The sequence below is a fragment of the Bhargavaea ullalensis genome (genome assembly GCF_042432615.1).
GTDB lineage: Bacteria > Bacillota > Bacilli > Bacillales_A > Planococcaceae > Bhargavaea > Bhargavaea ullalensis.
Window position 1 is genome coordinate 26384 of record NZ_JBHLWY010000040.1, and the last position, 22812, is coordinate 49195.

The following is a 22812-nucleotide window of genomic DNA, read 5'->3' on the forward strand; positions in this document are numbered from 1 at the left end:
CGTCCGCTCTAAGTGCGATTTTCTTGCTCTAAGTGCGAACCGTCCGCTCTAAGTGCGACTTTCTTACGCTAAGTGCGAACCGGTTGCTCTAAGTGCGAACCGGTTGCTCTAAGTGCGATTTTCTTGCTCTAAGTGCGAACCGGTCGCTCTAAGTGCGATTTTCTTGCTCTAAGTGCGAACCGTCCGCTCTAAGTGCGACTTTCTTGCTCTAAGTGCGAACCGTCCGCTCTAAGTGCGACTTTCTCGTTCTAAGCGCGAACCGTCCGCTCAAAGTGCGATTCTCCTGCTCTAAGTGCGAACTTCTCGCGTTAATGGCATAGTTCTTGGTGGAGCATCAACGGCGCCCGGTGCGGGCGGAGCCGAAGCGATCCGTGTAGTCGGTCGCCTTTCGCAGCGCCCGCTCCTCTGCGGGAATCCGGACGGACAGCATCCATGCATTGAGTGCCGCGAACAGGATGGCGGTGAAGTAAGCCTGAAACAGGAGCGGCAGGACAAGCAGCTCCGTCGTGACGATCACATAGTTCGGATGGCGGAGCCACTTGTAGGGTCCGCGCCTGACGACATTGGCACCGGGCAGGATGATGATCTTCGTGTTCCAGAATTCGCCGAGCGATGACAGGCACCAGACCCGAAGCACCTGCATGGCGAGGAAAATGGCGAGAAGCGGGATCCAAAACGGGGAAAGCGGCCGGTGTGCCAGTAGCACTTCCCCCATCAGGCTGAAGAAAAAGGCGGCATGCATGGCGACCATATATGGATAATGGGACTTGCCGGCCTCAAACGCACCCTTTGCCAGGAGCCGCTGTTCATTGCGCCTGGCCACGCGGAGTTCGACAAGACGCTGAATGATGACGAGGAGGATCACAACCCAGAAAAGTGCCATCGGTCCCTTCACCTCCATTGAAGCAGCAGGAGTTCTCCGGAAAAACCGGGGCCGAGCGCCGCCATCAAGCCTGATTCGCCCGCAGCCGGCTGCCTGAGCATGAATTGTTCAAGCACGAACAGCACGGTCGGGGAAGACATGTTGCCGTATTGCCTTAGAATCTCGCGAGACACATCGGTCATTCCCCGGTCGAATCCGAGCGCCTCCTCATAGGCCGTCAGCACTTTTTTTCCGCCCGGATGCGCGACGAAATGGCGGATGTCCCGGGGGGAGATTCCATTCGTTTCGAGAAACTCATGGACGAACGGGCCGAGCCACTCCGAAATGATCGCCGGAATGCTCTTGGAAAAGATGACGTGGAGTCCGGTGTCGTCGACATCCCAGCCCATGACGTCCTCAGAATCCGGCATGAGTTTTGAAACGGTGGAGCGGACATTCGGCAGCGTGGATGCAGAAGGGATGTCCGCACCGTCGCCCGTTACGAGCGCGCAGGCGACGCCGTCAGCGAACAGCGAGGCACCGACCAGGTTGCTCTTCGTATAATCCTCGCTCTGGAACGTCAGCGAACAGAGCTCGACGCAGAGAACGAGCACTTTGTGGCCGGGATGCGCCAGGCAATAGTCATGTGCCCGGCTGATGCCCGAAGCACCGCCTGCGCAGCCGAGCCCCCAGATCGGAATCCGTTTGACGTCGTCCCGGAAAGGCAGCTTGTTCATGATCCGTGCCTCGATGCTCGGCGTGGCGATGCCGCTGCTTGAAACGTAGAAAATCGCGTCGATCTCCCGGAAGTCCACTTCGCGGCCGAGAAAGCGGTCGTTTTTCAGGCAGCCGGAAATCGCCTCTGCGCCGAGGCGGACGGCGTGTTCGATATATAGGTCATTTCGGACGCCGAACGGGTGATTCTCTTCGTACCACTCAAGCGGCATGGCCACATGGCGGGTTTCGATGTCGCCGTTGTCAAACACTCGGAGCAACCGCTCAATATCTTTGAACTTTTCCTTGAACAGCCTTCGGGTGAGCCCCGCGGCATCGTCCTGCCGGATTTCGTGTTCCGGCACGGTTGTGTATATCGATTGGATGACGGGCATTTCGGTTCCTCCTTCGGTTTCTGGTCCTTTCTTACTGAATACCCCTGCAGGGACAGGATATGCCGACCGCCCCAAAGTTAGAAAGACCCGGTTCTTTAAGCGATGACCGCCGGTTCGCCGAATTCCTTTTTCTTTTCAAAGACGATCAGGAAAGGCGGGTGTCCATGCTGGTTGAGGAGCTCATACCTGGCGACATGGACTTCGCTTTCATGGAGGCTGCCGGCGTATTTGAGCAGAGCATCACGCTCTTCGGCCCCGCCCTCGTGGCCGTCATACACGCACACGGTGATCAGTCCTTGTTTCTTGAGGAGTCCGAGGATCGAGTGGATCGCCCGGACGGTCGTCTCCGGCCGCGTAATGACAGTCCGGTCTCCGGTGTTTGGCAGGAAACCAAGATTGAACATGGCGCCGCCGACCGGCCGATCCGCATATTTGGCCGCTTCCGAGTGACTGTCGAGAATGAGCTCCACGCGTGCGGACATCCCGCCGAGCCTCGCAGCCGTCGAATCGAGGGCTTCCTGCTGGATGTCGAATGCCAAAACCGTTCCTGCTTCTCCGACAAGTTGGGCCAGAAACAGGGTGTCGTGGCCGTTTCCCGCGGTTCCGTCGATGACCGTTTCTCCCGGCTTTACCGTCTTTTCCATCCAGCGCCTCGCCTGTGCGAGCGATCTTCCAAGTTCCATTAAAAGCCACTCCTCTTGCTTTGAAATCAGTTCCCATGTTACCATCCGGCACGGCCGGGCACCATCCGCCGGCGATTGCAATGTTCGGACAATGGCCGGCCATATTGAAATGCGTTCTTTCGGGGAATACAATCATGGAAGTGATTTTAAATCAGGGAGGTGACGGCCGTGCCGAAAAGTGTGTGGCTTCTGGTCATCGGAATGTTCGTCAACACGGTCGGAAACTCGTTCATCTGGCCTCTGAACACCATTTACATGCATGATCATCTCGACAAATCGCTGTCTGTCGCGGGGCTGGTCCTCATGGCCAACTCGGCAGCCGGGATTGTCGGCAATATGCTCGGCGGGTTCCTGTTCGACCGGATCGGCGGTTACCGTTCGGTCATCACGGGAATCGTGCTGTCGCTCATTGCGTTGGTCGGACTCGTATTTTGGCACGGCTGGCCACAGTACGTCTGGCTGCTGGCATTTCTCGGCTTCGGCGGGGGGATCGTCTTTCCGAGCATGTATGCGATGGTCGGGACCCTTTGGCCGGAGGGCGGCCGGAAGGCGTTCAACGCCATCTATCTGGCAAACAATGCGGGTGTCGCCATCGGGCCGGCCCTCGCGGGGATCGTGGCCTCATACAAAATCGATTACATTTTTCATGCGAACACAATCATGTATGTCCTCTTCCTGCTGATCGCGGTCTTCTTCTACCGGGGCTTCAAGATCGACCCGGCGACGCACACTTCGGTCATCAAGGAACAGAAGACCATCCGGCAGAAAGCGCCTCTTTATTCGCTGGTCATCGTGCTGAGCGGATTTTTCCTGACATGGCTCGTTTATTCGCAATGGACGACGACCATCTCGACGCACGCCATCGACCTTGGCGTGTCGCTCGCTCAGTACAGCCTGCTCTGGACGATCAACGGCGCGCTCATCGTGCTCGGCCAGCCGCTGATCAAGCCGATCATCAAGCGCATCGAAGACAAGCTGAAGATCCAGATGCTGATCGGAATCGTCATTTTCATCGTTTCGTTCGTCGTCGTCGGCTTTGCGGAGTCATTCGCGATGTTCGCCACGTCGATGGTCATCCTGACATTCGGTGAGATGTTCGTCTGGCCGGTGATCCCGACGATCGCCAACAACCTCGCCCCGAAAGGACGGGAAGGGTTTTACCAGGGGATCGTCAACAGCGTCTCGACTGCGGGCCGGATGGTCGGTCCGGTGCTCGGCGGCGTGCTCGTCGACCTGTACGGAACGCACATGATGCTGACCATCCTGACGGCCGTCATGAGCCTGGCCATCCTGACCAGCCTCCTGTACGACCTGCCGATCAAGCGGCAGGCAGCCCGGGAGTCCGCTTCACAGTAATCAGAATGAGAGTCTCCGCTGTTGCTGCGGGGGCTCTCTTTTTGGTTTTGCGGGTGACTCTTTCTGGCCCGGAGCCGCGAGACCGTTGCAAGCGGCGGATTCTTCTGATTTAATTAAATGTAGGCGTTTGCACAATAGAAACGGAGGGGGATTCCATGAAACCAATATATGATGCGGCCGCCGAGGCAGTGGCGGACATCCGCGACGGAGCGACCATCATGGTCGGCGGGTTCGGGCTCGTCGGCATTCCGGAACAGCTGATCCTTGCGCTTGTCGACAGCGGCGTCAAGGACTTGACCGTCATCTCGAACAACTGCGGGGTGGACGACTGGGGCCTCGGCCTGCTCCTGAACAACAAGCAGATCAAAAAGATGATCGGCTCTTATGTAGGGGAGAACAAGGAATTCGAGCGTCAGGTCCTTTCGGGAGAAATTGAAGTCGAACTGACGCCGCAGGGCACGCTCGCCGAGAAGATCCGTGCAGGCGGTGCCGGCATTCCGGCTTTCTTCACTCCTGCCGGCGTCGGAACACCGGTGGCGGAAGGAAAGGAAATCCGCTCGTTCAACGGCAAGGAATATGTGCTGGAAGAAGCGCTGACGGCGGACTTCTCACTCGTCCGTGCGGCGAAGGCGGACAAGCTCGGCAACCTCATCTACAACAAGACCGCACAGAACTTCAATCCGATGATGGCGGCGGCCGGCAAAGTGACGATTGCAGAAGCGGAAGAGATCGTGGAAACCGGTGATCTTGATCCGGCATGCATCCACACGCCGAGCATTTACGTGCAGCGGCTCATCCAGGCAAAGCAGGAAAAGCGGATCGAGCGGCTCACGACCCGGTGAAGATCGACGAAAGGAGAGAGTGGACGATGGACAAAGCACAAGTAAGGGAACGGATTGCCCGGCGTGCCGAGCAGGAAATCCATGACGGGGACTATGTGAACCTCGGGATCGGCATGCCGACGCTCGTGGCCAATTATATTTCGGATGACAAAACCGTAATCCTGCAGTCGGAGAACGGCCTGCTTGGAATCGGGCCTTATCCGGCGAAAGACGAAGTCGACCCGGATCTGATCAACGCGGGCAAGGAAACCGTGACGGCGATCAAGGGAGCTGCCTATTTCAACAACGCGGAGTCATTTGCGATGATCCGAGGGGGGCACATCGACGTCGCCATACTCGGCGGCATGGAAGTGTCTGAAACCGGAGATCTTGCGAACTGGATGATCCCGGGCAAGATGATCAAAGGAATGGGCGGCGCCATGGATCTGGTCCACGGTGCAAAGAAAATCATCGTCATCATGGACCACACGGCCAAGGACGGCTCGCCGAAAATCCGGAAAGCGTGCTCGCTTCCGCTGACCGGCAAGGGTGTAGTCGACATGATCATCACCGAGCGGGCGATGATCGAAGTCACGCCGGACGGACTCAAGCTGAAGGAAGTGTTCGAAGGCTTCAACGTGGATGATGTCGTGAATGCCACCGAAGCGGAACTGGATACAAGCGACGTAAAAGAGAATGCGTGATTCAAACGGGCCGGAAAAGGGGACTTTTCCGGCTTTTTTGACGAATCCGGATGAATCAGAAAGGGGAGTGGAGGGGATGGCCGGGCACAAGTTGCTGGAAAAAATGCAGTCAGCGGTCGGACAGGTGCTGTTTGAAAAAGAGGAAGTGACCGAGCTTATGCTGACGGCGCTCATTGCGGGCGGCCATGTGCTTCTGGAAGACGTGCCGGGAACGGGGAAAACCGTGCTGGCCAAGACGATGGCCTCTGTCATCGATGCTTCCTTCAGCCGGATTCAGTTTACGCCCGACGTGCTGCCGGGCGACGTGACGGGCATTCGGTTCTTCAACATGAAGACGCAGGAATTCGAATTCAGGAAAGGGCCCGTCATGACAAACATCCTGCTCGCGGATGAAATCAACCGGGCCACGCCGCGTACACAGTCCAGTTTGCTGGAGGCGATGGAGGAACACCAGGCGACAGTCGACGGGGAAACGCACCCGCTGCCCGAACCGTTTTTCGTCATCGCGACACAAAACCCGATCGAGTCGGCCCAGGGAACGTTCGATCTTCCTGAGGCTCAGATGGACCGGTTCCTCATGAAGATCCAGCCGGGGTATCCGTCTGAAGGGGGAGAGCGGGCGATGCTCCGCTCATACATGCATGGACGGCCAGAAACGTCCGCCCCGTCCGCCGGCCTGGACGACATCCGGTCCATCCGCAAAGAAGCGCTGAAGGTCCGTGTGAATGAGGCGGTCGAGGAATACCTGATCCATCTGGTGAGGGAAACGAGGGACCATCCGGACGTCGAGACGGGGGCGAGCCCCCGCGGAACCATCGCCCTCATGCGGGCCGCACAAAGCAGGGCCCTTCTCCGGGGCAGGGACTTTGCCGTGCCCGAAGATGTCCGGGACCTGGCTGTGCCGGTTCTTGTCCACCGCCTTTCGCTGACGGTGGAGGCCTCGATGAGAAAAGCACCCGAAGAAGTGCTGGCATCGATTTTGGACAGAATTCCCGTCCCTGTAGAGGATGTCGGAGGACGTTGAGCGGCCAATTCCATCTGAAAGTCCATGCGGAGCGGCGGGCGCTGGCCGTCAGCCTGGCGGCGGTCGTCTTTCTCCTCGTTGCCCTGTTCGGGAAAAATCCGCTTGTCTGGAGCCTGCCGCTTTCCATTCTCCTCGTGGTCATCGGGAATTATGCCTACGTGTTCCGTGCCGCCCGCAATATCCGGTTCAGGAACGAGCGGACGGTCCTCCGTTTGTTTCCCGGTGATGAAGGCCGGCTGCTGTTCAGCTTCACCAATGCCGGCCGGCTGCCGGTCCTCAGTGCCTCCTGGTCGGCAGAACTGCTCGACCGGGACGGGGCACTTGGCGGGAACGGAAAGGGCCCGGATGAATACCGCCCGCTTCTCCTCCTGGGCAGAGAGACTGCCGTCTTTCCGCTGGATGTCCTGGCGGCCAAGCGCGGATTTGCCCGGTATCCGGTCCTGAAAGTGAGTGTGCGCGATCTTCTCGGGCTTTACACGATCTGGCTTACATACACCGGATATGTCAGAAAAGAAATTTGCGTGTATCCGGAACTGCGGCCGTTTCAGCTTCCGGCCCGGCTTTCCCGGCTGGAGCCCGGTGCGTCACCGGAGCGCATGTCGCTGTTTGAAGAACCGACGATGCCCCGCGGCAGCCGGACATACAGGCAGGGAGATCCGTTCGGGTCGGTCGCTTGGAAGGAAACAGCCAGGACCGGCGAACTGCGGACGAAGGAATTCGAGCGGGTCGTGCTCACGCGCTGGATCCTTGCCGCGAACCTGCCGGGGGACCGGTCCGGGCAGCCCGGTGAACGGCAGACCGAGAAGATTTTCGGTGAGATTGCTTTTGCGATGAGTGTTGCGGAAAAGAGGGGCATTGAAACGGAAGTGTGGCTCAACGTCCGGATGGCGGGCGCGCGTTCTTATCTTCGCGTTCCCGCGGGACTGGGTCCTTCCCATTTCACCTCCGTGCTCCAGACACTTGCCCGTCTTCCGGCATCCGCCACCGTGGCGGATCCGACGAACATGTACGGCGGCATTTCCAAGGTTGCCGGCAAGGGGCATGTTCTTCTGCACTTCGGTGAGGCGGCCGAAAGTGCGGCCGGCATGGAGCGCCTCCTGAGAAGGAAAGGGGTTCCCGTGCACCTCATCAAACCGGAGCGGGAGGTGGAGGCGGGATGAAGGATCCGCGGATGACTGCCATCCGGCTGGCCGCCCTGATTCTGGAATTCACGGCTGTGTATATCTTCTCGGCACCCCCTTATCTGTTCCAGGATGAATTGCCGCCGGCCTGGCCGGTGATCCTCGCTCTCTTGGCAGGCGGTGCAGGGTATTTCCCGTTAAGGAGGAAGAATGCCCTCCTTGCCGCATTGGTCGCGTTGGTGCTGGCGTTCCTGGCCGGTATGACATGCGGACTGAGCCTTGGATTCTCCCTCATCCTGGCAGTGGTCGCCGTCTGGCGGTTTGGCGCATTCGCTTCCGGCGGTCCGCATGATACGGAACTGGCGGCTGCACTCCTGTCGGCCGGCTACGGTCTTGCCGCATTCTTCCTGATCGGGGGCGAAGCGGGGGATGCACTTTTAAAAGTGCTCATTTTACAATTCGGATTTGCGGTGTTCGTCCGAGTGGCCAAAACCGTTCTCCAAACAGGACAGGGAGGCAGCAAACAAGACGGCGTATTGGCTGTGTTGGCGGCGGCGGCCGTTTTGTTTGCCGCAGCTGTCCTGAATCTCGGGCCGATCATGAGCCGGCTGGCCGTTCCCGCCGCCTGGCTGATGTCGGTGCTCGGAAGCCTGGTCGGCTGGGCCGCCTCGCCGTTCCTGCAGGCGGCGGAGCCATTGCTTGACCTACTCAATGAAAAACAGGAACAGATCGACAGTGGGCAGCCGGACGCGGGAGAAGCCGGGGAGCAGGAAGATTTTCAATTCACGGGCGGTGACGGGCTTCCTGATCATCCTTGGGCCGCGGTGGTGTTTTTCATCCTCCTCTTGATCGTTGCGGCGGCAGTGACGCTGTATTTGGTTCACCGGTACAGGGCCGCCCGCTCGATGCAGCGGCCGGATGTTCTTCCGGAAAGCCGGGTGCCGGCAGAAAGCCCCGGCCGGCGGAGTCCCCGGTCCCGCCGGCCGTCCGATCCGGTCCGGCGGGAAGTGTTCCGGCTGGAGAGGAAGATGAGCCATGCCGGCCGCGGTCGCAGGGCCGGGCAGACTTTCGGCGAATGGCTTGCCGATCTCGGAGCGGACCGGGAAACAGCCGATGTGCTGGAAGGATTGTACGTCCGGGTCCGCTACGGGGAAGGGCCGGCAACGACGGAAGAAACGAAGGAATTTCGGCGGCTGATCCGCCGGCTGGGGTGATGCAAGACACCGGCGAGGTGACCCGATACATGGTGGTGTGGCGTTTTCGGAATTCACCGCGCGTATCATTTTCATTGTTCCGCAGTCGGCACCGTCTTCTCGTTCCTGGCGGCCATCTGTCCGGACAGGAACAGCAGGATGATCGTGACGATGAACAGCCAGATTGATGCGTTCCAGGCGCCTGTCATGTCATGGAACGCGCCGAACAGGACGGGGCCTGCCGCGGCAAGCAGATAGCCGAGCGACTGGGCCATCCCCGACAGCGAGGCGGCTTCGGCCGGCGTGTTCGTCCGGAGCGCGAAGAACAACATCGCAAGCCCGAACGAGGCGCCGCCGGATACGCCCATCAGGACCATCCAAAGCGGAGTGAGCGCCATGTTGTTCACAAACAATCCGCCGTATCCGGAGATGTAGAAGACGGTGATGATTGCCACGAGCAGCCGCTGGTCTTTCATCCGGCCCGCCACGATCGGGATGATGAACGTGAACGGGATCTGCGAGAACTGCACGAGCGAAAACATCCAGCCCGCCGCACTTTCATCCATCCCCCGCGACATGAGCACTTCGGGCACCCAGGCGGCCGTCGTATAAAACATGACCGACTGAAGGCCCATGAAGAACGTGACGCCCCAGGCGAGCGGGGATTTCCAGAGCGGCCTCGGTGCGGGTCCGGCAGACGGGCCCGACACTTCAAGCACCGGCCGCTTCTTCACCTGCGGGAGCCAGATGATGGCTGCGACGGCGGCGAGCAAAGCCCAGATGCCGAGGGAAGCGCGCCATCCGACTGCAACTGAGTTGGCGATCGGCGCACTGAGCCCGGCGGCGATGCCTGCCGAGAGATTCATCGACACGGTGTAGACGCCGGTCATGAGACCGACCTGAAGAGGGAAGTTCATCTTCACCAGGCTCGGCAGAAGCACATTGCCGAATGAAATTGCCACGCCGAGCAGGAAAGTGCCCGTGATGAGCATGCCGGTTCCTCCGGCCGACCGGATAAAGATCCCGACAACCAGGAGAAGCAGGGCGATGAACAGGCTTCTTGCCATTCCGATCCGGTCAGCGATCTTCGGCACGACCGGGGAAACGAGCGCAAATGCGAGGAGCGGGATTGTTGTCAGGAAGCCGGCGATCGTACTGGAAATGCCCAGGTCCTCCATGATCCGGGAAATGACCGGGCCGACCGAAGTGAGCGGGGACCGCAGGGTAAAGGCGATGGCGATGACGCCGATCAGCAGGAGCCAGGCACCGGGCGGCAGCCGGAGCCGCTTTGATCGATATGTATGAGTTTCTTCCAAATGCAGCCCTCCAGACAGAAAATACAAACAATGCTTCCATCATCGTACCACCGGGCTTCATCCGTGTAAATCCGCCCGCACACTGGTACTTGCGGCGGCATGGACTATCGGGTACAATAATGCCAATAGTCAAAGACGTTGACGGGGAATAGTAAGCGTTCCGGTCCTTCCAAGAGAGCCGGCGGTCGGTGCAAGCCGGCAGGACGGAACGCCGAACTCGCCTCCCGAGTCCGCACCGCAGGAAATTGCCTGCAGGTGCCGTCCCTCCGCGTTAAGGAAAAGCTGGACGGCTTGCCGTCAATTTGGGTGGCACCACGGGAGCGCAACAGTCTCTCGTCCCTGTTTCGGGACGGGGGATTTTTTATTTCTAAGGAGGAATGGGCCATGAGCTACAATCATCAGGAAATCGACCGCAAATGGCGGAAGTACTGGGAAGAAAACAAAACATTCAAGACGGTCGACGAACCGGAGAAACCGAAGTTTTATGCACTGGATATGTTTCCTTATCCATCGGGCGCCGGGCTTCATGTCGGCCACCCGCTCGGATACATTGCAACCGACATCCTGAGCGGCTTCAAGCGGATGCAGGGGCATAATGTCCTTCATCCGATGGGCTGGGATGCATTCGGCCTGCCCGCCGAGCAGTATGCGCTGGACACCGGCAATGACCCTGCCGAGTTCACGGCGAGGAACATCGCGACATTCAAGCGCCAGATGCAGGAACTCGGATTTTCGTATGACTGGGACCGGGAGATCAACACGACCGATCCGGAATATTACAAATGGACACAGTGGATCTTCATCAAGCTTTATGAACGCGGCCTCGCCTATGTGGACGAAGTGCCCGTCAACTGGTGCCCTGCACTCGGCACGGTGCTCGCGAATGAAGAAGTCATCGACGGCCTGTCCGAACGCGGCGGCCACCCGGTCGAACGGCGTCCGATGCGCCAGTGGGTGCTCCGCATCACCGAATATGCCGACCGCCTGCTCGAAGATCTCGACGACCTCGACTGGCCGGACAGCCTGAAGGAAATGCAGCGCAACTGGATCGGCCGTTCCGAAGGTGCACAGATCCAGTTCCCGGTCGATGGGTCCGGAAAGTCGTTTGAAGCGTTCACGACCCGCCCGGATACAATATTCGGCGCCACCTACGCGGTGCTTGCACCTGAGCACAAACTCGTCTCCGACATCACGACGCCGGAGCAGCAGGCGGCGGTCGATGCGTATCTTGACAAAGTGAAGACGAAAAGCGATCTCGAACGGACGGATCTGGCCAAGGACAAGACGGGCGTCTTCACCGGCGCATACGCCGTCAACCCGGTGAGCGGGGAGAAGATGCCGATCTGGATTGCCGATTACGTACTGTCCACGTACGGGACGGGCGCCATCATGGCCGTCCCGGCACACGATGAGCGCGACTATGAATTTGCAAAGAAATTCGACCTGCCGATCAAGGAAGTGGTCGCGGGCGGCAACGTCGAAGAAGAAGCATATGTCGGCGACGGCCCGCATGTGAACTCCGGATTCCTCGACGGACTGGATAAAGACGAGGCGATTGCCAAGTCCATCGCCTGGCTCGAGGAGCACGGGGCGGGCGAGAAGAAAATTACGTACCGCCTGCGCGACTGGCTGTTCTCGCGCCAGCGCTACTGGGGCGAGCCGATCCCGGTCATCCACTGGGAAGACGGCACGATGACGACCGTTCCGGAAGAAGAGCTGCCGCTCATGCTGCCGAAGACGGACAACATCCGCCCGAGCGGCACCGGCGAGTCTCCGCTCGCGAACATCGAGGAGTGGGTCAGCGTCACGGATCCGAAGACCGGCATGAAAGGCCGCCGCGAGACGAACACGATGCCGCAATGGGCCGGCAGCTGCTGGTACTACATCCGCTACATCGACCCGCACAACTCCGAGCAGCTCGTCGATCCGGAGCTCGCCGAGCGCTGGCTCCCGGTCGACATCTACGTCGGCGGAGCAGAGCACGCGGTGCTTCACCTGCTGTATGCGCGGTTCTGGCACAAAGTGCTCTATGATATCGGTGTCGTGAAGACGAAGGAACCGTTCCAGAAGCTGTTCAACCAGGGCATGATCCTCGGCGAGGGCAATGAAAAGATGTCCAAGTCGAAGGGCAACGTCGTCAATCCGGACGACATCGTCGAAAGCCACGGCGCCGATGCGCTCCGTCTCTATGAAATGTTCATGGGGCCGCTTGATGCATCGAAGGCCTGGTCGACGAACGGACTTGACGGTGCCCGCAAGTTCCTTGACCGGATCTGGCGCCTGTACACGGAAGCGGACGGCACGATTTCTTCGAAGATCACGGAAGAAAATGACGGCGCGCTCGACAAAGTGTACAACCAGACGGTCAAGAAAGTGACGGAAGACCTTGAGGCCATGCACAACAACACGGCGATTTCGCAGATGATGGTGTTCATCAACGAAGCCTACAAGGCCGACAAGCTGCCGAAGGAATATGCGGAAGGCTTCGTGAAGATGCTGTCGCCGATCTGCCCGTTCATCACGGAAGAGCTTTGGCGCATCCTCGGGCATGAAGAGACGATCAAGTATGAGCAATGGCCGGCCTGGGACGAATCGAAGCTCGTCGATGACGAAGTGGAAATCGCCGTCCAGATCAATGGCAAAGTACGCACAAAAGTTGTGGTGTCTGCAGATGTCACGAAAGAAGACCTGGAAAAAGCCGCACTCGCGGAGCCTCGGGTAAAGGAACTGACGGAAGGCAAGGAAATCAAGAAAGTGATCGCCATTCCGGGACGGCTTGTGAATATCGTGGTTGCCGGCTGAGCCGGACGCAAAAAACCCGGAGCGGGGAAGACCTGCTCCGGGTTTCGTTCATAGATCCGATAAAGATAACGCTTTGCCTGATAAAGATAACGTTTTGGGCGATAAAGATAATGCTTCATCAGATAAAGATAACGCCGGGGGAAATGAAAAACCCGGAGCGGGAAAAACCTGCTCCGGGTTTTATGCTGCCTTATTCACCTGTTCCGAGCGCAGACTGTGCTGCGTTCATGCCGGCGATCCGGCCGGTGACGAGTGCGGAAGTGATGTTGTATCCGCCCGTGTACCCGTGGATGTCGAGGATTTCACCGCAGAAGAAGAGACCTGCTTTTTTCTTGGACGCCATCGTTTTCGGCCACACTTCCTTCACCGACACTCCGCCGCCCGTGACGAACGCCTTTTCGATCGGCTGGGTGCCGTTCACGGTCATTTCGAATGAATGCAGAAGACGGGACAGGCTGCGCAGCTTCTCGTGGGCGATTTGGCCTGCGGGTGCCGCCGGATCGATTTCCGCTTCTTCCATGAGGAACAGCAGCCACCGCTCAGGCACCAAGCCTTTCCAAAGATTTTTCGCCGCTTTTTTCGGCTCTTCCTTTGCGCCCTTCACTAGCTTCTGGAACGTTTCTTCGGTGTTTTCATCAGGCAACGCATCAATTTGCATCGTGACCGGAGCGCCGCCGGTCTTTTTCATTTCCTTTACGACAAACTGGCTGCAGCGCAGGATCGCCGGGCCGCTCAGCCCGAAGTGGGTGAACAGCATGTCCATCCGGTGGGTGACGAGCGTCTTGCCTTTCTTGTTCAGCACCGATACGGCCGCATCCCGGAGGGCGAGGCCCTGGAGCGTCCTCGACCGGATGAACGGCTCGCCGGAGAGAAGCGGCACTTCGGTCGGATACAATTCGGTGACGGTGTGGCCGGCACGTTCCGCCCACGGATAGCCGTCGCCCGTCGAACCGGTCTGAGGAACGGCCTTGCCGCCGGATGCCACGACGACCGAACGGCTCCGGATTTCCTCTCCGTTTTCGAGCCGGACGCCGAGAATGTGCTCCTCATCCATGAGCAGCTTGGCGACACGTGCGCCGAACCGGACTTTGACACCGAGCTTTTCGAGCTCGCCCGTCAGCGCGTCGACCACGTCTGATGCCTTGTCGGACACCGGGAACATCCGGCCGTGGTCTTCTTCTTTCAACGGAACGCCAAGCCCCTCGAAAAAGCGGATGATGTCTTGATTGTCAAAAACGGAGAACGGTCCGTAGAGAAATCGGCCGTTGCCGGGGATGTGGCGGATGATTTCCTCGTAATCCAGATTGTTGGTCACATTGCACCGCCCGCCTCCGCTGATGGCGAGTTTCTTGCCGAGCTTGTTTCCTTTCTCGATCAGTAGCACATCGGCGCCTTCCGCCCCCGCAGCCGCGGCGGCCATGAGCCCCGAAGGACCGCCGCCGATGATGATCACGTCATGCATAGTTTCCATCCTTTCAAAATGACCGGGCCTGAGACCCGGCCAGAAGACAATTCAGTTGTTGCCGGCTGCATTCCCGGTTGGAACGCAGGTTTTATCGAGTCGAACGATTATGTCCCCGAGTCGAACGATTATGTCCCTGAGTCGAATGATTAAGCCTATGAGTCGAACGATTACGCCCCCGAGTCGAATGATTCGCGTCCGGCGGCCGCGTGCAGCCCGGGCAACCCGCTCTGCACGGGCACGTCCTTCATTATACAACACGATCTCCGCAAAAGGATTTGAGATATCGGCCGCCGCGGAGTACACTGTAGAATAGTTTATAGAAAGGAACGGTCCTATGTCATCCAACTTAGTCAAAGGGACGGCGGTCCTGTCGATCGGGCTGTTCCTGTCCAAGGCGCTCGGTCTCCTGTATGTCATTCCGCTTTATGCGATGGTCGGCAAGGAGAACCTGGGGCTTTATCAGTATGCCTACATACCGTACAACATCATGCTGTCGTTCGCGATTTCGGGCATGCCGATCGCAGTGTCGAAATTTGTCTCCAAATATAATGCGCTCGGCGACTATGAAACCGGGCGCAGGTTGTTCAAATCCAGCCTCGGCATCATGATCGGGACGGGGATTGTCTCGTTCCTCCTCCTGTTCTTCCTAGCCGAACCGATGGCGCACATGGTCATCGCCGATGATGAGCAGGTGTTCTCGGTCGATGAAATCGCCGGCGTGATCCGGTGGGTGAGCTTCGCGCTCATCGTCGTCCCGTTCATGAGCCTGACGCGCGGCTTTTTCCAGGGCTATCAGCAGTTCACGCCGACTGCCGTATCCCAGCTCCTGGAGCAGATCGTCCGGATTCTGTTCGTCTTGGCGGGCGTGTATGTCGTCATCAACTTCATGGAAGAATCGCCGAGGACTGCGATTTCGTTTGCAGTGTTCGCCGCGTTCATCGGTGCACTGGCCGGCCTGGCGATCCTCGGCTATTACTGGAAACGCGAAAAGCCGGAGTTCGACCGGCTGCTTGATGGGAGCACCCACTCGAACGGGGCCAGCCTGAAGGACATGTACCGCGAACTCATTGTCTACATTTTCCCGATCGTCCTTGTCGGGCTGGCCAATCCGCTGTTCCAGTTTGTCGATATGATCACATTCAACCGGGCGATGGCGTCCATCGGGCTCGCTTCCGTGTCGGACGGGATGCTCGCGATGCTGAACTTCACGACACACAAGATCGTCATGATCCCGGTCATGATCGGGACGGCGTTCTCGATGGCGCTCATCCCGATCATTACGGGCTACTTCACGACGGGCAACCGCCCGGCGATGACCCGCTCGCTTGATCAGACGTATCAGATCGTCGCTTTCCTCACTTTCCCGATGGTCCTCGGCCTGATGATTCTGTCGGGCGAGTTTTACCATCTTCTGTTTGAACAGGACCCGGTCGGCGCGGATATTCTGCGCGCCTATGCCCCGACGTCGATCCTGTTCGCGTTGTATTCGGTGACCGGCTCGATCCTGCAGGCGATCGACCGGCACAAGTGGATCGTCCTGAACCTGCTCATCGGCCTGTTCCTGAAACTGGCGCTGAACATTCCGCTCATCAAGCTGTTTGAAGCGGAGGGGGCGATTCTTGCGACGGTGATCGGCTACGGTGTGGCGGTCGCGATGAATATCATTGTCGCCTCGCGTGCGCTGAACTACCGCTCGTCGATGGTCATGCGCCGCCTGCTGCTCATTCTCGTATTCAATCTGGCCATGGCGCTTGCCGCCTGGCTCACGCTGAAGGGACTCCGGCTGTTCGGCCCTGCGGATACGAAGGGGAGGGCATTCATTTATATCGTCGTGACGGCTGCGGTCGGTGCGGTCGTCTATGCGGTCATTTCGTTTAAATCCGGTCTTGCCCAGAAGCTGTTCGGCGACCGGCTCAAGCGGCTGACCGACAAACTCGGACTGTGAGGCGAATGATTTGAGACTGGACAAACTGCTGGCCAACAGCGGCTTTGGTTCGAGGAAAGAAGTGAAGGCCCTGCTCAAGCAGGGGGCGGTAAGCGTGGGGGGAGAGGTCGCACGGGACCCGAAGCTCCATGTCGATCCGGCGGTTGACGGCGTCACCGTTTACGGGGATCCGGTCCACTACCGGGAGTTCATCTACATCATGATGAACAAGCCGCCGGGCGTCGTCTCGGCGACCGAAGACAACCGGGACCGGACGGTGATCGACCTGCTGCCTCATGAATACCGCCGGTTCGAGCCGTTCCCGGCCGGCCGCCTCGACAAAGACACGGAAGGCCTGCTGCTCATCACGAACGACGGAAAGCTGGCGCATGAACTGCTGTCCCCGAAACGGCACGTCGACAAGATATACTTTGCCAGAGTGAGCGGAGAAGTGACCGAAGCGGACAGGGAGGCCTTTGCGGCCGGCGTGGAACTGGACGACGGATACATCACGCAGCCTGCCGTGCTGAACATCCTTTCGGCAGGACCGGTTTCTGAAATCGAACTGACGATCACGGAAGGGAAATTTCATCAGGTGAAGCGGATGTTCGAAGCACGGGGCAAGCGGGTCGTCTTCCTGAAACGTCTCGCGATGGGGCCGCTGCCGCTGGATCCCGGTCTTGCGCCAGGCGACTGGCGTGAACTGACGGGGGAAGAATTGGAACAGCTGAAAACACACAAAAAAGGATGACCCGCCGCGAGGCAGGCCATCCTTTTCGTATGTGTACAGTCTCAAGAAGTCAGTTTTACCCGTTTCTCCGTCGTTGTCCATTTGCCGCGGCTGGGGCTGTCGACCAAGCCGTTGAAAGCAAGCACGTTCAGATCTCTCTGGACCGTGCGCGGAGTGATGCCGAATGCATCGACCAGATCATCGGTCGTGACGGTGCCCCGATCCCGGATGTACAAATAAACATCCTTGATCCGGGTGAGCATCCGGTCGGTAGTAGGTTTCATGTCCAGAACCACTCCTTCACCATTTATCTCCTTGGCAAGACCAGCGGACGTCCAAAGCGTCGAGCCATGCTCGAAGACTCTTCTGTAGAGGGCGTACACATCCTTTGTTTGGTTTGGGCAACCCGAACGGTCCCTCTCTTATTATACAACAATAATTAGAGTATTCCAACGTCACCGGCTCGGTTTTACAATATTTACAATCTGGCAAAGGAACTGCATACGGCTTTTCATTTTTTGAGGAACGTGTAGAATGGCACTATAACTGACGGGAGGCGGAAATATGGACTGGAAAATGAAATCCCGGCAAGCCGAGGACGTGCTCATAGAAGACTTGAAAGCGCTCATTTCGATCAACAGCGTGCTCGATGAGTCGACTGCCGATGAGCGGGCTCCGTTCGGGGAAGGGCCGAGACGCGCGCTCGACTGGATGCTCGAAGAAGGCAGGAAGGCAGGGATGACCGTTAAGGACATCGACGGCAAGGCGGGCCACATCGAGATGGGAGAAGGAGAGGAACTTCTCGGGATCCTCTGCCACGTGGACGTTGTTCCGGCAGGGGAAGGATGGACCACGCCGCCGTTCCGGGCGGATGTCCGCGACGGCAAAGTGTTCGGCAGAGGAGCGATCGACGACAAAGGACCGACAATCGCCGCCTGGCATGCGATGAAGATGGTGAAGGAAGCGGGGATCCCGCTGGGCAAGCGTGTTCGCCTCATCATCGGAGCGGACGAGGAAAGCGGCTTCCGATGCATGGACAGGTATTTTGAAACGGAAGAAATGCCGGGCATCGGTTTTGCACCGGATGCCGACTTCCCGATCATCTTTGCAGAAAAGGGGATCGCAGGTCTCGTCTTTTCGCAGGTGCCATTCTCCGGAACCGGTCCGCTCGTTTCATTTAGGTCCGGCAGCCGGACGAACATGGTGCCCGATGAGGCGGAGGCGGTCGTGAAGCTTCCCGAAGAAGAACTCCTGGAACCTTTCCGCGGCTTCCTCGGCGACAACGGACTCGAGGGAACTATTGAATCCGCCGGCGAAGGAGCCAGCAGGCTGTTCCTGCAAGGCAAGGCCGCCCATGCGATGGAGCCGGAAGACGGCGTCAACGCGGGAATCCGTCTTGCAGAGTTTTTGGATCCGTTCATGGAAGGCGATGCCGCCCGGTTCACTTCGTTTGTCTCGCAGGCATTCGGCGACGATTCAAGGGGCCGTTTTCTCGGACTCGAATTCTCTGACGAAATTTCCGGAGAAACAACGCTCAACGCCGGCGTCCTGACGTATAATGAAAAGAACGGCGGAGAAGTGGCGGTCAGCATGCGCTACTCGGTCGAATATCCGCTGGAAGAAAAGCTGTCCCGCTGCCGTCGGGCTCTGGAGGGGTCCGGCTTCGGGATGGATCTGTCATCTGATTCGCCGCCCCACCATGTGGATGCGGACGATCCGTTCATCCGGACGCTCCAGCGCGTGTATGAGCGCCAAACCGGCGATCCGGCGGAGCTTCTGGCGATCGGCGGGGGCACGTATGCCCGCACGCTCAAAAAAGGCGTGGCCTTCGGGATGCTGTTCCCGGGCAGGCCGGACGTCGCCCATCAGGCAGACGAATATGCAGTTGTTGAAGACCTCGTGAAGGCGGCCGGGATCTACGCCGACGCCATTGCGGAGCTTGCCGGAAAATGATCCGGCTTCCCGACAATCATTTATGAAAGAAGGATCAGGAATGTCCACCTACTTGCTGAATGACCGATTTGTCAAAGAAGATGAGATCACCGTCTCCATTGAAGACCGCGGCTATTATTTCGGGGACGGTGTGTATGAAGTGATCCGGGTATACGGCGGGATCCTGTTCACGGCGGACGAGCACATCGGCCGGCTCTATGAATCGGCCTCCAAAATCCGCATGGATCTTCCGTACGGGGAAGAGGAAATGAAAGCGAAGATCGAACAACTTGTCAAAGACAACGGCATCATCGAAGGCCATGTGTATGTCCAGGCGACACGGGGGGCTGCGCCGCGCGTACACCAATTTCCGGGCGAAGGCGTCGTGCCGGTCATCACCGGATACACGAAAGCGTATGGACAAGGGGCGGAGCCGGCCGAAACCGTTTCGCTCAAATCCGTCGAGGATATCCGTTGGATGCGCTGCGACATCAAGAGCCTGAATCTGCTCGCCAATGTGCTCGCGAAACAGGAAGCCCATGAACACGGCTGCTATGAAGCGCTCCTGCACCGCGGCGGCACGGTCACGGAAGGTTCGTCCTCGAACGTGTTCGGCGTGAAGGACGGCGTCATCCATACGCATCCGGTTTCCAACTTCATCCTGAACGGCATCACGCGCCGGGTCGTCATGGAGTGCTGCGAGGAGCTTGGCCAGCCGGTCCATGAACAGCCGATGGCTCTTGAAGACGTCTACACAATGGATGAATTTTTCATGACCTCAACGACAAACGGAATCGCGCCGGTCTCGGCCATCGATGGACGCCAGATCGGCGACGGCCGGCCGGGACCTGTCACAAAGGCCCTGATGGCCGCGTTCGACAAGAAGCTGCCCGCACCGGTTGCATCAAAATAAACGTGGAAGTCGTCTTCATCGTCAATCCGGCTGCCAAAAACGGCAGGTCGCTTGACCGGTGGGCATCGTTTCGGAAACAGATCGGCTTTCCGCACAGGACAGTCATGACGAAAGGCCCCGGGCATGCGGTTGCCGTTGCCCGGGGTCTGTCTTCAGCCGGAGATCCCCGCCCGATTCTCCTTGTCGCTTTCGGAGGCGATGGAACCGTCCATGAAGTGATCCGGGGCGCGGCGGGCTTCCCGCATGTGCTTATCGGTTCGATTGGTGCGGGATCCGGCAATGACTTCGGCCGGGGCTACCGGTCATTTAAAAACGCAGATGAAATCGCCCGGTTTACGGAATTCGGACCGTATGACCTCGGCACCGCCGGGGCAGAGGACCGGTCAGTCTTCGTCAACAGCGCGGGTGTCGGCTTTGACGCCGTCATTTCCCGCGATGTGAACCGGTCGCACTTCAAGCGTGCTTTCAACCGTTTCGGGGCAGGCAAGCTGATCTACGCCTTTTTCATCTTCAGGGCGTTGTTCGCCTTCCGCCCGTTTGGGCTAATGGTGACCGCGCACGGCCGGCAGATACGTTTTGACAAGGTCTGGCTTGCCGCTGTCAGCAATCAGCCGTACTACGGCGGCGGGATGATGATTTCGCCCGGTTCCGACCCGGCGGACGGCAAGCTTGAACTCACGGTCATCCACGGACTGAGCCGGCTGAAACTGCTGCTCGTCTTCGGGACAGTATTTACGGGCAGCCATGTCCGTTTCAGGGAAGTTTACCGGCAGGCAGGAGAAAGGTTTGAACTGACTGCGGACCGAGCGATGCCGGTCCATACAGACGGGGAGGATGCGGGCCTGGCAGAGCCGGGCCGCGCCATTCCGTTTGCCGTCCGGCATGCCGCTTGGCGGCTCGCAGGACCAACACGCAACAGGAAGGTTAGGGATAATCATGAGAGCACGCCACAAGCCATGGGCGGAAGCTTACATAGCAGAGCGTCCGGAAATCGTCATTCCGGAACCGGAAAAACAGAAGGGCCGGTGGAAGGAAGCATTCGGCAACGACCGGCCGATCCACATTGAGGTCGGGACCGGGAAAGGCCGCTTCATCACGGGAATGGCGCAGGCCAACCCGGATATCAACTACATCGGCATCGAAATGTTCCGCGACATCATCGTCACCGCCGTGCAGAAAGCCGAAGTGGCGGACAAGCCGGGCAACCTGCGCCTGCTGAATGTCGATGCGGGCAGGATGGCCGAATTTTTTGCGCCGGGTGAGGTGTCCCGCGTTTATCTGAACTTCTCGGATCCGTGGCCGAAAACACGTCACGCCAAGCGCAGACTCACCCACGACAATTTTCTCCGCCTTTATGAGTCGGTCATGCCGGCCGGCGGGGAAGTGCATTTCAAGACAGACAACCGGGGCCTGTTTGAATACTCGCTCATGAACATGACCGATTACGGCATGAGGCTGGCCGATGTGTCGCTCGATCTGCATGCGGACAATCCGGAGGACAACATCATGACGGAATACGAGGAGAAATTCTCCTCGATGGGCCAGCCGATCTACCGGCTGGAAGCCGCATTTCGGAATGCGCCTGACGAAGGGGAATAATTCAGGAACGAGGGGGAATCCATCATGGATGAGTACAACTTTCACGACATCAAGCTGACCTGGCTTGACGGGGGATTCAACAAACTGGACGGCGGAGCGATGTTCGGGCCTGTCCCGAAAGTGCTCTGGTCGAGGAAATACGCCGTCGACGAAGACAATAAAATCGAACTTGCCACGGAGCCGGTCCTCCTTCAGACCGGCGGGAAGAACATCCTGATCGAGTCCGGCATCGGTGCCGGCAAGCTGACGGACAAGCAGATCCGGAACCTTGGGGTGACACGGGAATCCCGCATAGAAGAGAGCCTGGAAGAGCTCGGCCTCAAACCGGAGGACATCGACATCATCCTCATGACGCATCTGCACAACGACCATGCCGCAGGCTTGACGAAGCGGGAAGGGGACAACTTCGTTTCCGTTTTCCCGAACGCGGTCATTTACACGTCACAAATCGAGTGGGACGAGATGCGAGAGCCGAATATCCGGTCGAAGAGCACCTACTTCCGGGAAAACTGGGAGGCGGTCCAAGACCAGGTGAAGACGTTCGAGGACCGGATCGAAGTGCTTCCGGGCATCGAGATGATCCATACGGGCGGCCACAGCAATGGCCATGCGGTCATCAAGATCCGGCGGGACGGGGAGACGATGATCCACATGGGCGACATCATGCCGACCCATGCCCATCAGAATCCGCTATGGGTGCTCGGCTTTGACGACTACCCGATGGATTCCATCTTCGCAAAGGAACGCCTGTTGAAAGAGGCCTATGAAGGCAACTGGCGATTCATTTTTTACCACGACGCCGTCTACCGGATGATCCGCTGGGATGAAAGCGGGAAGGAAATGACCGAAACGCTCAAGCGGACTCCGTTTGAATGAAAAAAAGGCGCTGCTCCCTGGCCGGGAAGCGGCGCCTTTTGCAAGTGGATCAGATTTTTGTCATCTCGACGACGGTGCCCGTTTTGGCATCCGCCGCAAACTCGTATTCTTCGAAGACGCCTTCGATTTCACGGGTGAGACCGCCCCGGTACACGTCAAGCTGGACGGCCTTTTGTCGGAATGGTTCCGTCTTCATGACAATCCAGGAGCCTTCGATCGGCCCTTCTTTCTTGAACGCACTCTTGACGCTATCCAGCACTTTTTCAGCCGGCACATTCCGGTCGGCACGGTTCACGGCCTCAACGACCGCGGCACCGGCAACTGCGCCGGCGATGGCACCTACTGCAAAGTCTTTCATGTTCATCCCAATTCCCTCCTCAGG

At 58.6% G+C, this 22812-nt stretch carries 21 protein-coding genes and 1 other annotated feature; of the genes, 14 read left to right on the plus strand and 7 right to left on the minus strand.

Features of this window, described 5'->3' with window-relative positions:
- Positions 1–334 precede the first annotated feature (334 nt).
- The 3 genes from ACFFIY_RS09560 to mnmM form a co-directional block, all read right to left on the minus strand.
- Positions 335–883 carry an isoprenylcysteine carboxyl methyltransferase family protein gene (locus tag ACFFIY_RS09560; protein WP_354196401.1) on the minus strand — a complete coding sequence of 183 codons (549 nt, stop codon included), beginning with the start codon at positions 881–883 and terminating at the stop codon, positions 335–337.
- Between the two features lie 8 nt (positions 884–891).
- On the minus strand, positions 892–1971 hold the full coding sequence (locus tag ACFFIY_RS09565; RefSeq protein WP_354196403.1) for a type III polyketide synthase: 1080 nt from the start codon (positions 1969–1971) through the stop codon (positions 892–894).
- 95 nt (positions 1972–2066) lie between these two features.
- On the minus strand, positions 2067–2654 hold the full coding sequence (mnmM, locus tag ACFFIY_RS09570) for a tRNA 5-(aminomethyl)-2-thiouridylate-methyltransferase MnmM (RefSeq protein WP_354196405.1): 588 nt from the start codon (positions 2652–2654) through the stop codon (positions 2067–2069).
- Between the two features lie 168 nt (positions 2655–2822).
- On the opposite strand from mnmM, the gene ACFFIY_RS09575 reads away from it, so the two are divergent.
- From ACFFIY_RS09575 to ACFFIY_RS09600, 6 genes are all read left to right on the plus strand, one after another.
- Entirely contained in the window at positions 2823–4010 is a 1188-nt protein-coding gene (locus tag ACFFIY_RS09575) for an MDR family MFS transporter (RefSeq protein WP_354196407.1), read from the plus strand.
- 155 nt (positions 4011–4165) lie between these two features.
- Positions 4166–4852: a CoA transferase subunit A gene (locus ACFFIY_RS09580; protein WP_354196409.1), complete on the plus strand. Its 687-nt coding sequence runs from the start codon at positions 4166–4168 to the stop codon at positions 4850–4852.
- A gap of 26 nt (positions 4853–4878) precedes the next feature.
- The gene (locus tag ACFFIY_RS09585) at positions 4879–5535 is read left to right on the plus strand and encodes a 3-oxoacid CoA-transferase subunit B (protein ID WP_354196498.1); all 657 of its coding nucleotides are present in this window, start codon (positions 4879–4881) and stop codon (positions 5533–5535) included.
- 76 nt (positions 5536–5611) lie between these two features.
- The gene (locus ACFFIY_RS09590) at positions 5612–6559 is read left to right on the plus strand and encodes an AAA family ATPase (protein ID WP_354196500.1); all 948 of its coding nucleotides are present in this window, start codon (positions 5612–5614) and stop codon (positions 6557–6559) included.
- On the plus strand, positions 6556–7719 hold the full coding sequence (locus ACFFIY_RS09595; RefSeq protein WP_354196411.1) for a DUF58 domain-containing protein: 1164 nt from the start codon (positions 6556–6558) through the stop codon (positions 7717–7719). Before ACFFIY_RS09590 ends, ACFFIY_RS09595 begins: the two co-directional genes overlap by 4 nt.
- Positions 7716–8894 carry a DUF4129 domain-containing protein gene (locus ACFFIY_RS09600; RefSeq protein ID WP_354196413.1) on the plus strand — a complete coding sequence of 393 codons (1179 nt, stop codon included), beginning with the start codon at positions 7716–7718 and terminating at the stop codon, positions 8892–8894. Before ACFFIY_RS09595 ends, ACFFIY_RS09600 begins: the two co-directional genes overlap by 4 nt.
- Positions 8895–8965: 71 nt before the next feature.
- On the opposite strand, the gene ACFFIY_RS09605 is transcribed toward ACFFIY_RS09600, so the two are convergent.
- Entirely contained in the window at positions 8966–10189 is a 1224-nt protein-coding gene (locus ACFFIY_RS09605) for a CynX/NimT family MFS transporter (RefSeq protein ID WP_354196415.1), read from the minus strand.
- A gap of 129 nt (positions 10190–10318) precedes the next feature.
- Positions 10319–10533: a binding site (T-box leader), on the plus strand.
- Between the two features lie 40 nt (positions 10534–10573).
- On the opposite strand from ACFFIY_RS09605, the gene leuS reads away from it, so the two are divergent.
- On the plus strand, positions 10574–12991 hold the full coding sequence (gene leuS / locus ACFFIY_RS09610) for a leucine--tRNA ligase (protein ID WP_354196417.1): 2418 nt from the start codon (positions 10574–10576) through the stop codon (positions 12989–12991).
- A 190-nt stretch (positions 12992–13181) separates the two neighbouring features.
- Here leuS and ACFFIY_RS09615 read toward each other — a convergent pair whose 3' ends face one another.
- Entirely contained in the window at positions 13182–14453 is a 1272-nt protein-coding gene (locus ACFFIY_RS09615; protein WP_354196418.1) for a BaiN/RdsA family NAD(P)/FAD-dependent oxidoreductase, read from the minus strand.
- Between the two features lie 337 nt (positions 14454–14790).
- Here ACFFIY_RS09615 and ACFFIY_RS09620 point away from each other — a divergent pair, with 337 nt between their 5' ends.
- The gene (locus tag ACFFIY_RS09620) at positions 14791–16401 is read left to right on the plus strand and encodes a putative polysaccharide biosynthesis protein (protein ID WP_354196419.1); all 1611 of its coding nucleotides are present in this window, start codon (positions 14791–14793) and stop codon (positions 16399–16401) included.
- A 10-nt stretch (positions 16402–16411) separates the two neighbouring features.
- Complete coding sequence (locus ACFFIY_RS09625) at positions 16412–17131, plus strand: pseudouridine synthase (protein ID WP_354196420.1); 720 nt, start codon at positions 16412–16414, stop codon at positions 17129–17131.
- Positions 17132–17172: 41 nt separating this feature from the next.
- On the opposite strand, the gene ACFFIY_RS09630 is transcribed toward ACFFIY_RS09625, so the two are convergent.
- Complete coding sequence (locus ACFFIY_RS09630; protein ID WP_354196422.1) at positions 17173–17394, minus strand: DeoR family transcriptional regulator; 222 nt, start codon at positions 17392–17394, stop codon at positions 17173–17175.
- Between the two features lie 280 nt (positions 17395–17674).
- Here ACFFIY_RS09630 and pepV point away from each other — a divergent pair, with 280 nt between their 5' ends.
- The 5 genes from pepV to ACFFIY_RS09655 are packed head-to-tail and all read left to right on the plus strand — an operon-like array spanning position 17675 to position 22430.
- Positions 17675–19063, plus strand: coding sequence for a dipeptidase PepV (pepV, locus tag ACFFIY_RS09635; protein WP_354196424.1), 1389 nt, complete (start codon positions 17675–17677; stop codon positions 19061–19063).
- A gap of 40 nt (positions 19064–19103) precedes the next feature.
- Complete coding sequence (gene dat, locus ACFFIY_RS09640; RefSeq protein WP_354196426.1) at positions 19104–19955, plus strand: D-amino-acid transaminase; 852 nt, start codon at positions 19104–19106, stop codon at positions 19953–19955.
- A 2-nt stretch (positions 19956–19957) separates the two neighbouring features.
- Positions 19958–21022, plus strand: a complete 1065-nt coding sequence (locus tag ACFFIY_RS09645; protein ID WP_354196428.1) for a diacylglycerol/lipid kinase family protein — start codon at positions 19958–19960, stop codon at positions 21020–21022.
- Positions 20952–21554, plus strand: a complete 603-nt coding sequence (trmB, locus tag ACFFIY_RS09650) for a tRNA (guanosine(46)-N7)-methyltransferase TrmB (protein WP_354196502.1) — start codon at positions 20952–20954, stop codon at positions 21552–21554. Before ACFFIY_RS09645 ends, trmB begins: the two co-directional genes overlap by 71 nt.
- A 24-nt stretch (positions 21555–21578) precedes the next feature.
- A complete protein-coding gene (locus tag ACFFIY_RS09655; protein ID WP_354196430.1) occupies positions 21579–22430 on the plus strand; it encodes a YtnP family quorum-quenching lactonase in 852 nt (283 codons plus the stop codon).
- 49 nt (positions 22431–22479) lie between these two features.
- On the opposite strand, the gene ACFFIY_RS09660 is transcribed toward ACFFIY_RS09655, so the two are convergent.
- On the minus strand, positions 22480–22794 hold the full coding sequence (locus ACFFIY_RS09660) for a hypothetical protein (protein ID WP_354196432.1): 315 nt from the start codon (positions 22792–22794) through the stop codon (positions 22480–22482).
- Positions 22795–22812 lie beyond the last annotated feature (18 nt).

Excerpts from the sequence above, each read along its gene's own strand:
- ACFFIY_RS09560 (WP_354196401.1), bottom strand. The coding sequence starts at position 883 with ATGGCACTTTTCTGGGTTGTGATCCTCCTCGTCATCATTCAGCGTCTT.
- ACFFIY_RS09585 (WP_354196498.1), top strand. The coding sequence starts at position 4,879 with ATGGACAAAGCACAAGTAAGGGAACGGATTGCCCGGCGTGCCGAGCAG.
- dat (WP_354196426.1), top strand. The coding sequence starts at position 19,104 with ATGTCCACCTACTTGCTGAATGACCGATTTGTCAAAGAAGATGAGATC.
- ACFFIY_RS09615 (WP_354196418.1), bottom strand. The coding sequence starts at position 14,453 with ATGCATGACGTGATCATCATCGGCGGCGGTCCTTCGGGGCTCATGGCC.
- ACFFIY_RS09565 (WP_354196403.1), bottom strand. The coding sequence starts at position 1,971 with ATGCCCGTCATCCAATCGATATACACAACCGTGCCGGAACACGAAATC.
- ACFFIY_RS09580 (WP_354196409.1), top strand. The coding sequence starts at position 4,166 with ATGAAACCAATATATGATGCGGCCGCCGAGGCAGTGGCGGACATCCGC.
- leuS (WP_354196417.1), top strand. The coding sequence starts at position 10,574 with ATGAGCTACAATCATCAGGAAATCGACCGCAAATGGCGGAAGTACTGG.
- ACFFIY_RS09630 (WP_354196422.1), bottom strand. The coding sequence starts at position 17,394 with ATGAAACCTACTACCGACCGGATGCTCACCCGGATCAAGGATGTTTAT.
- ACFFIY_RS09600 (WP_354196413.1), top strand. The coding sequence starts at position 7,716 with ATGAAGGATCCGCGGATGACTGCCATCCGGCTGGCCGCCCTGATTCTG.
- ACFFIY_RS09590 (WP_354196500.1), top strand. The coding sequence starts at position 5,612 with ATGGCCGGGCACAAGTTGCTGGAAAAAATGCAGTCAGCGGTCGGACAG.
- mnmM (WP_354196405.1), bottom strand. The coding sequence starts at position 2,654 with ATGGAACTTGGAAGATCGCTCGCACAGGCGAGGCGCTGGATGGAAAAG.
- ACFFIY_RS09620 (WP_354196419.1), top strand. The coding sequence starts at position 14,791 with ATGTCATCCAACTTAGTCAAAGGGACGGCGGTCCTGTCGATCGGGCTG.
- pepV (WP_354196424.1), top strand. The coding sequence starts at position 17,675 with ATGGACTGGAAAATGAAATCCCGGCAAGCCGAGGACGTGCTCATAGAA.
- ACFFIY_RS09660 (WP_354196432.1), bottom strand. The coding sequence starts at position 22,794 with ATGAACATGAAAGACTTTGCAGTAGGTGCCATCGCCGGCGCAGTTGCC.
- ACFFIY_RS09655 (WP_354196430.1), top strand. The coding sequence starts at position 21,579 with ATGGATGAGTACAACTTTCACGACATCAAGCTGACCTGGCTTGACGGG.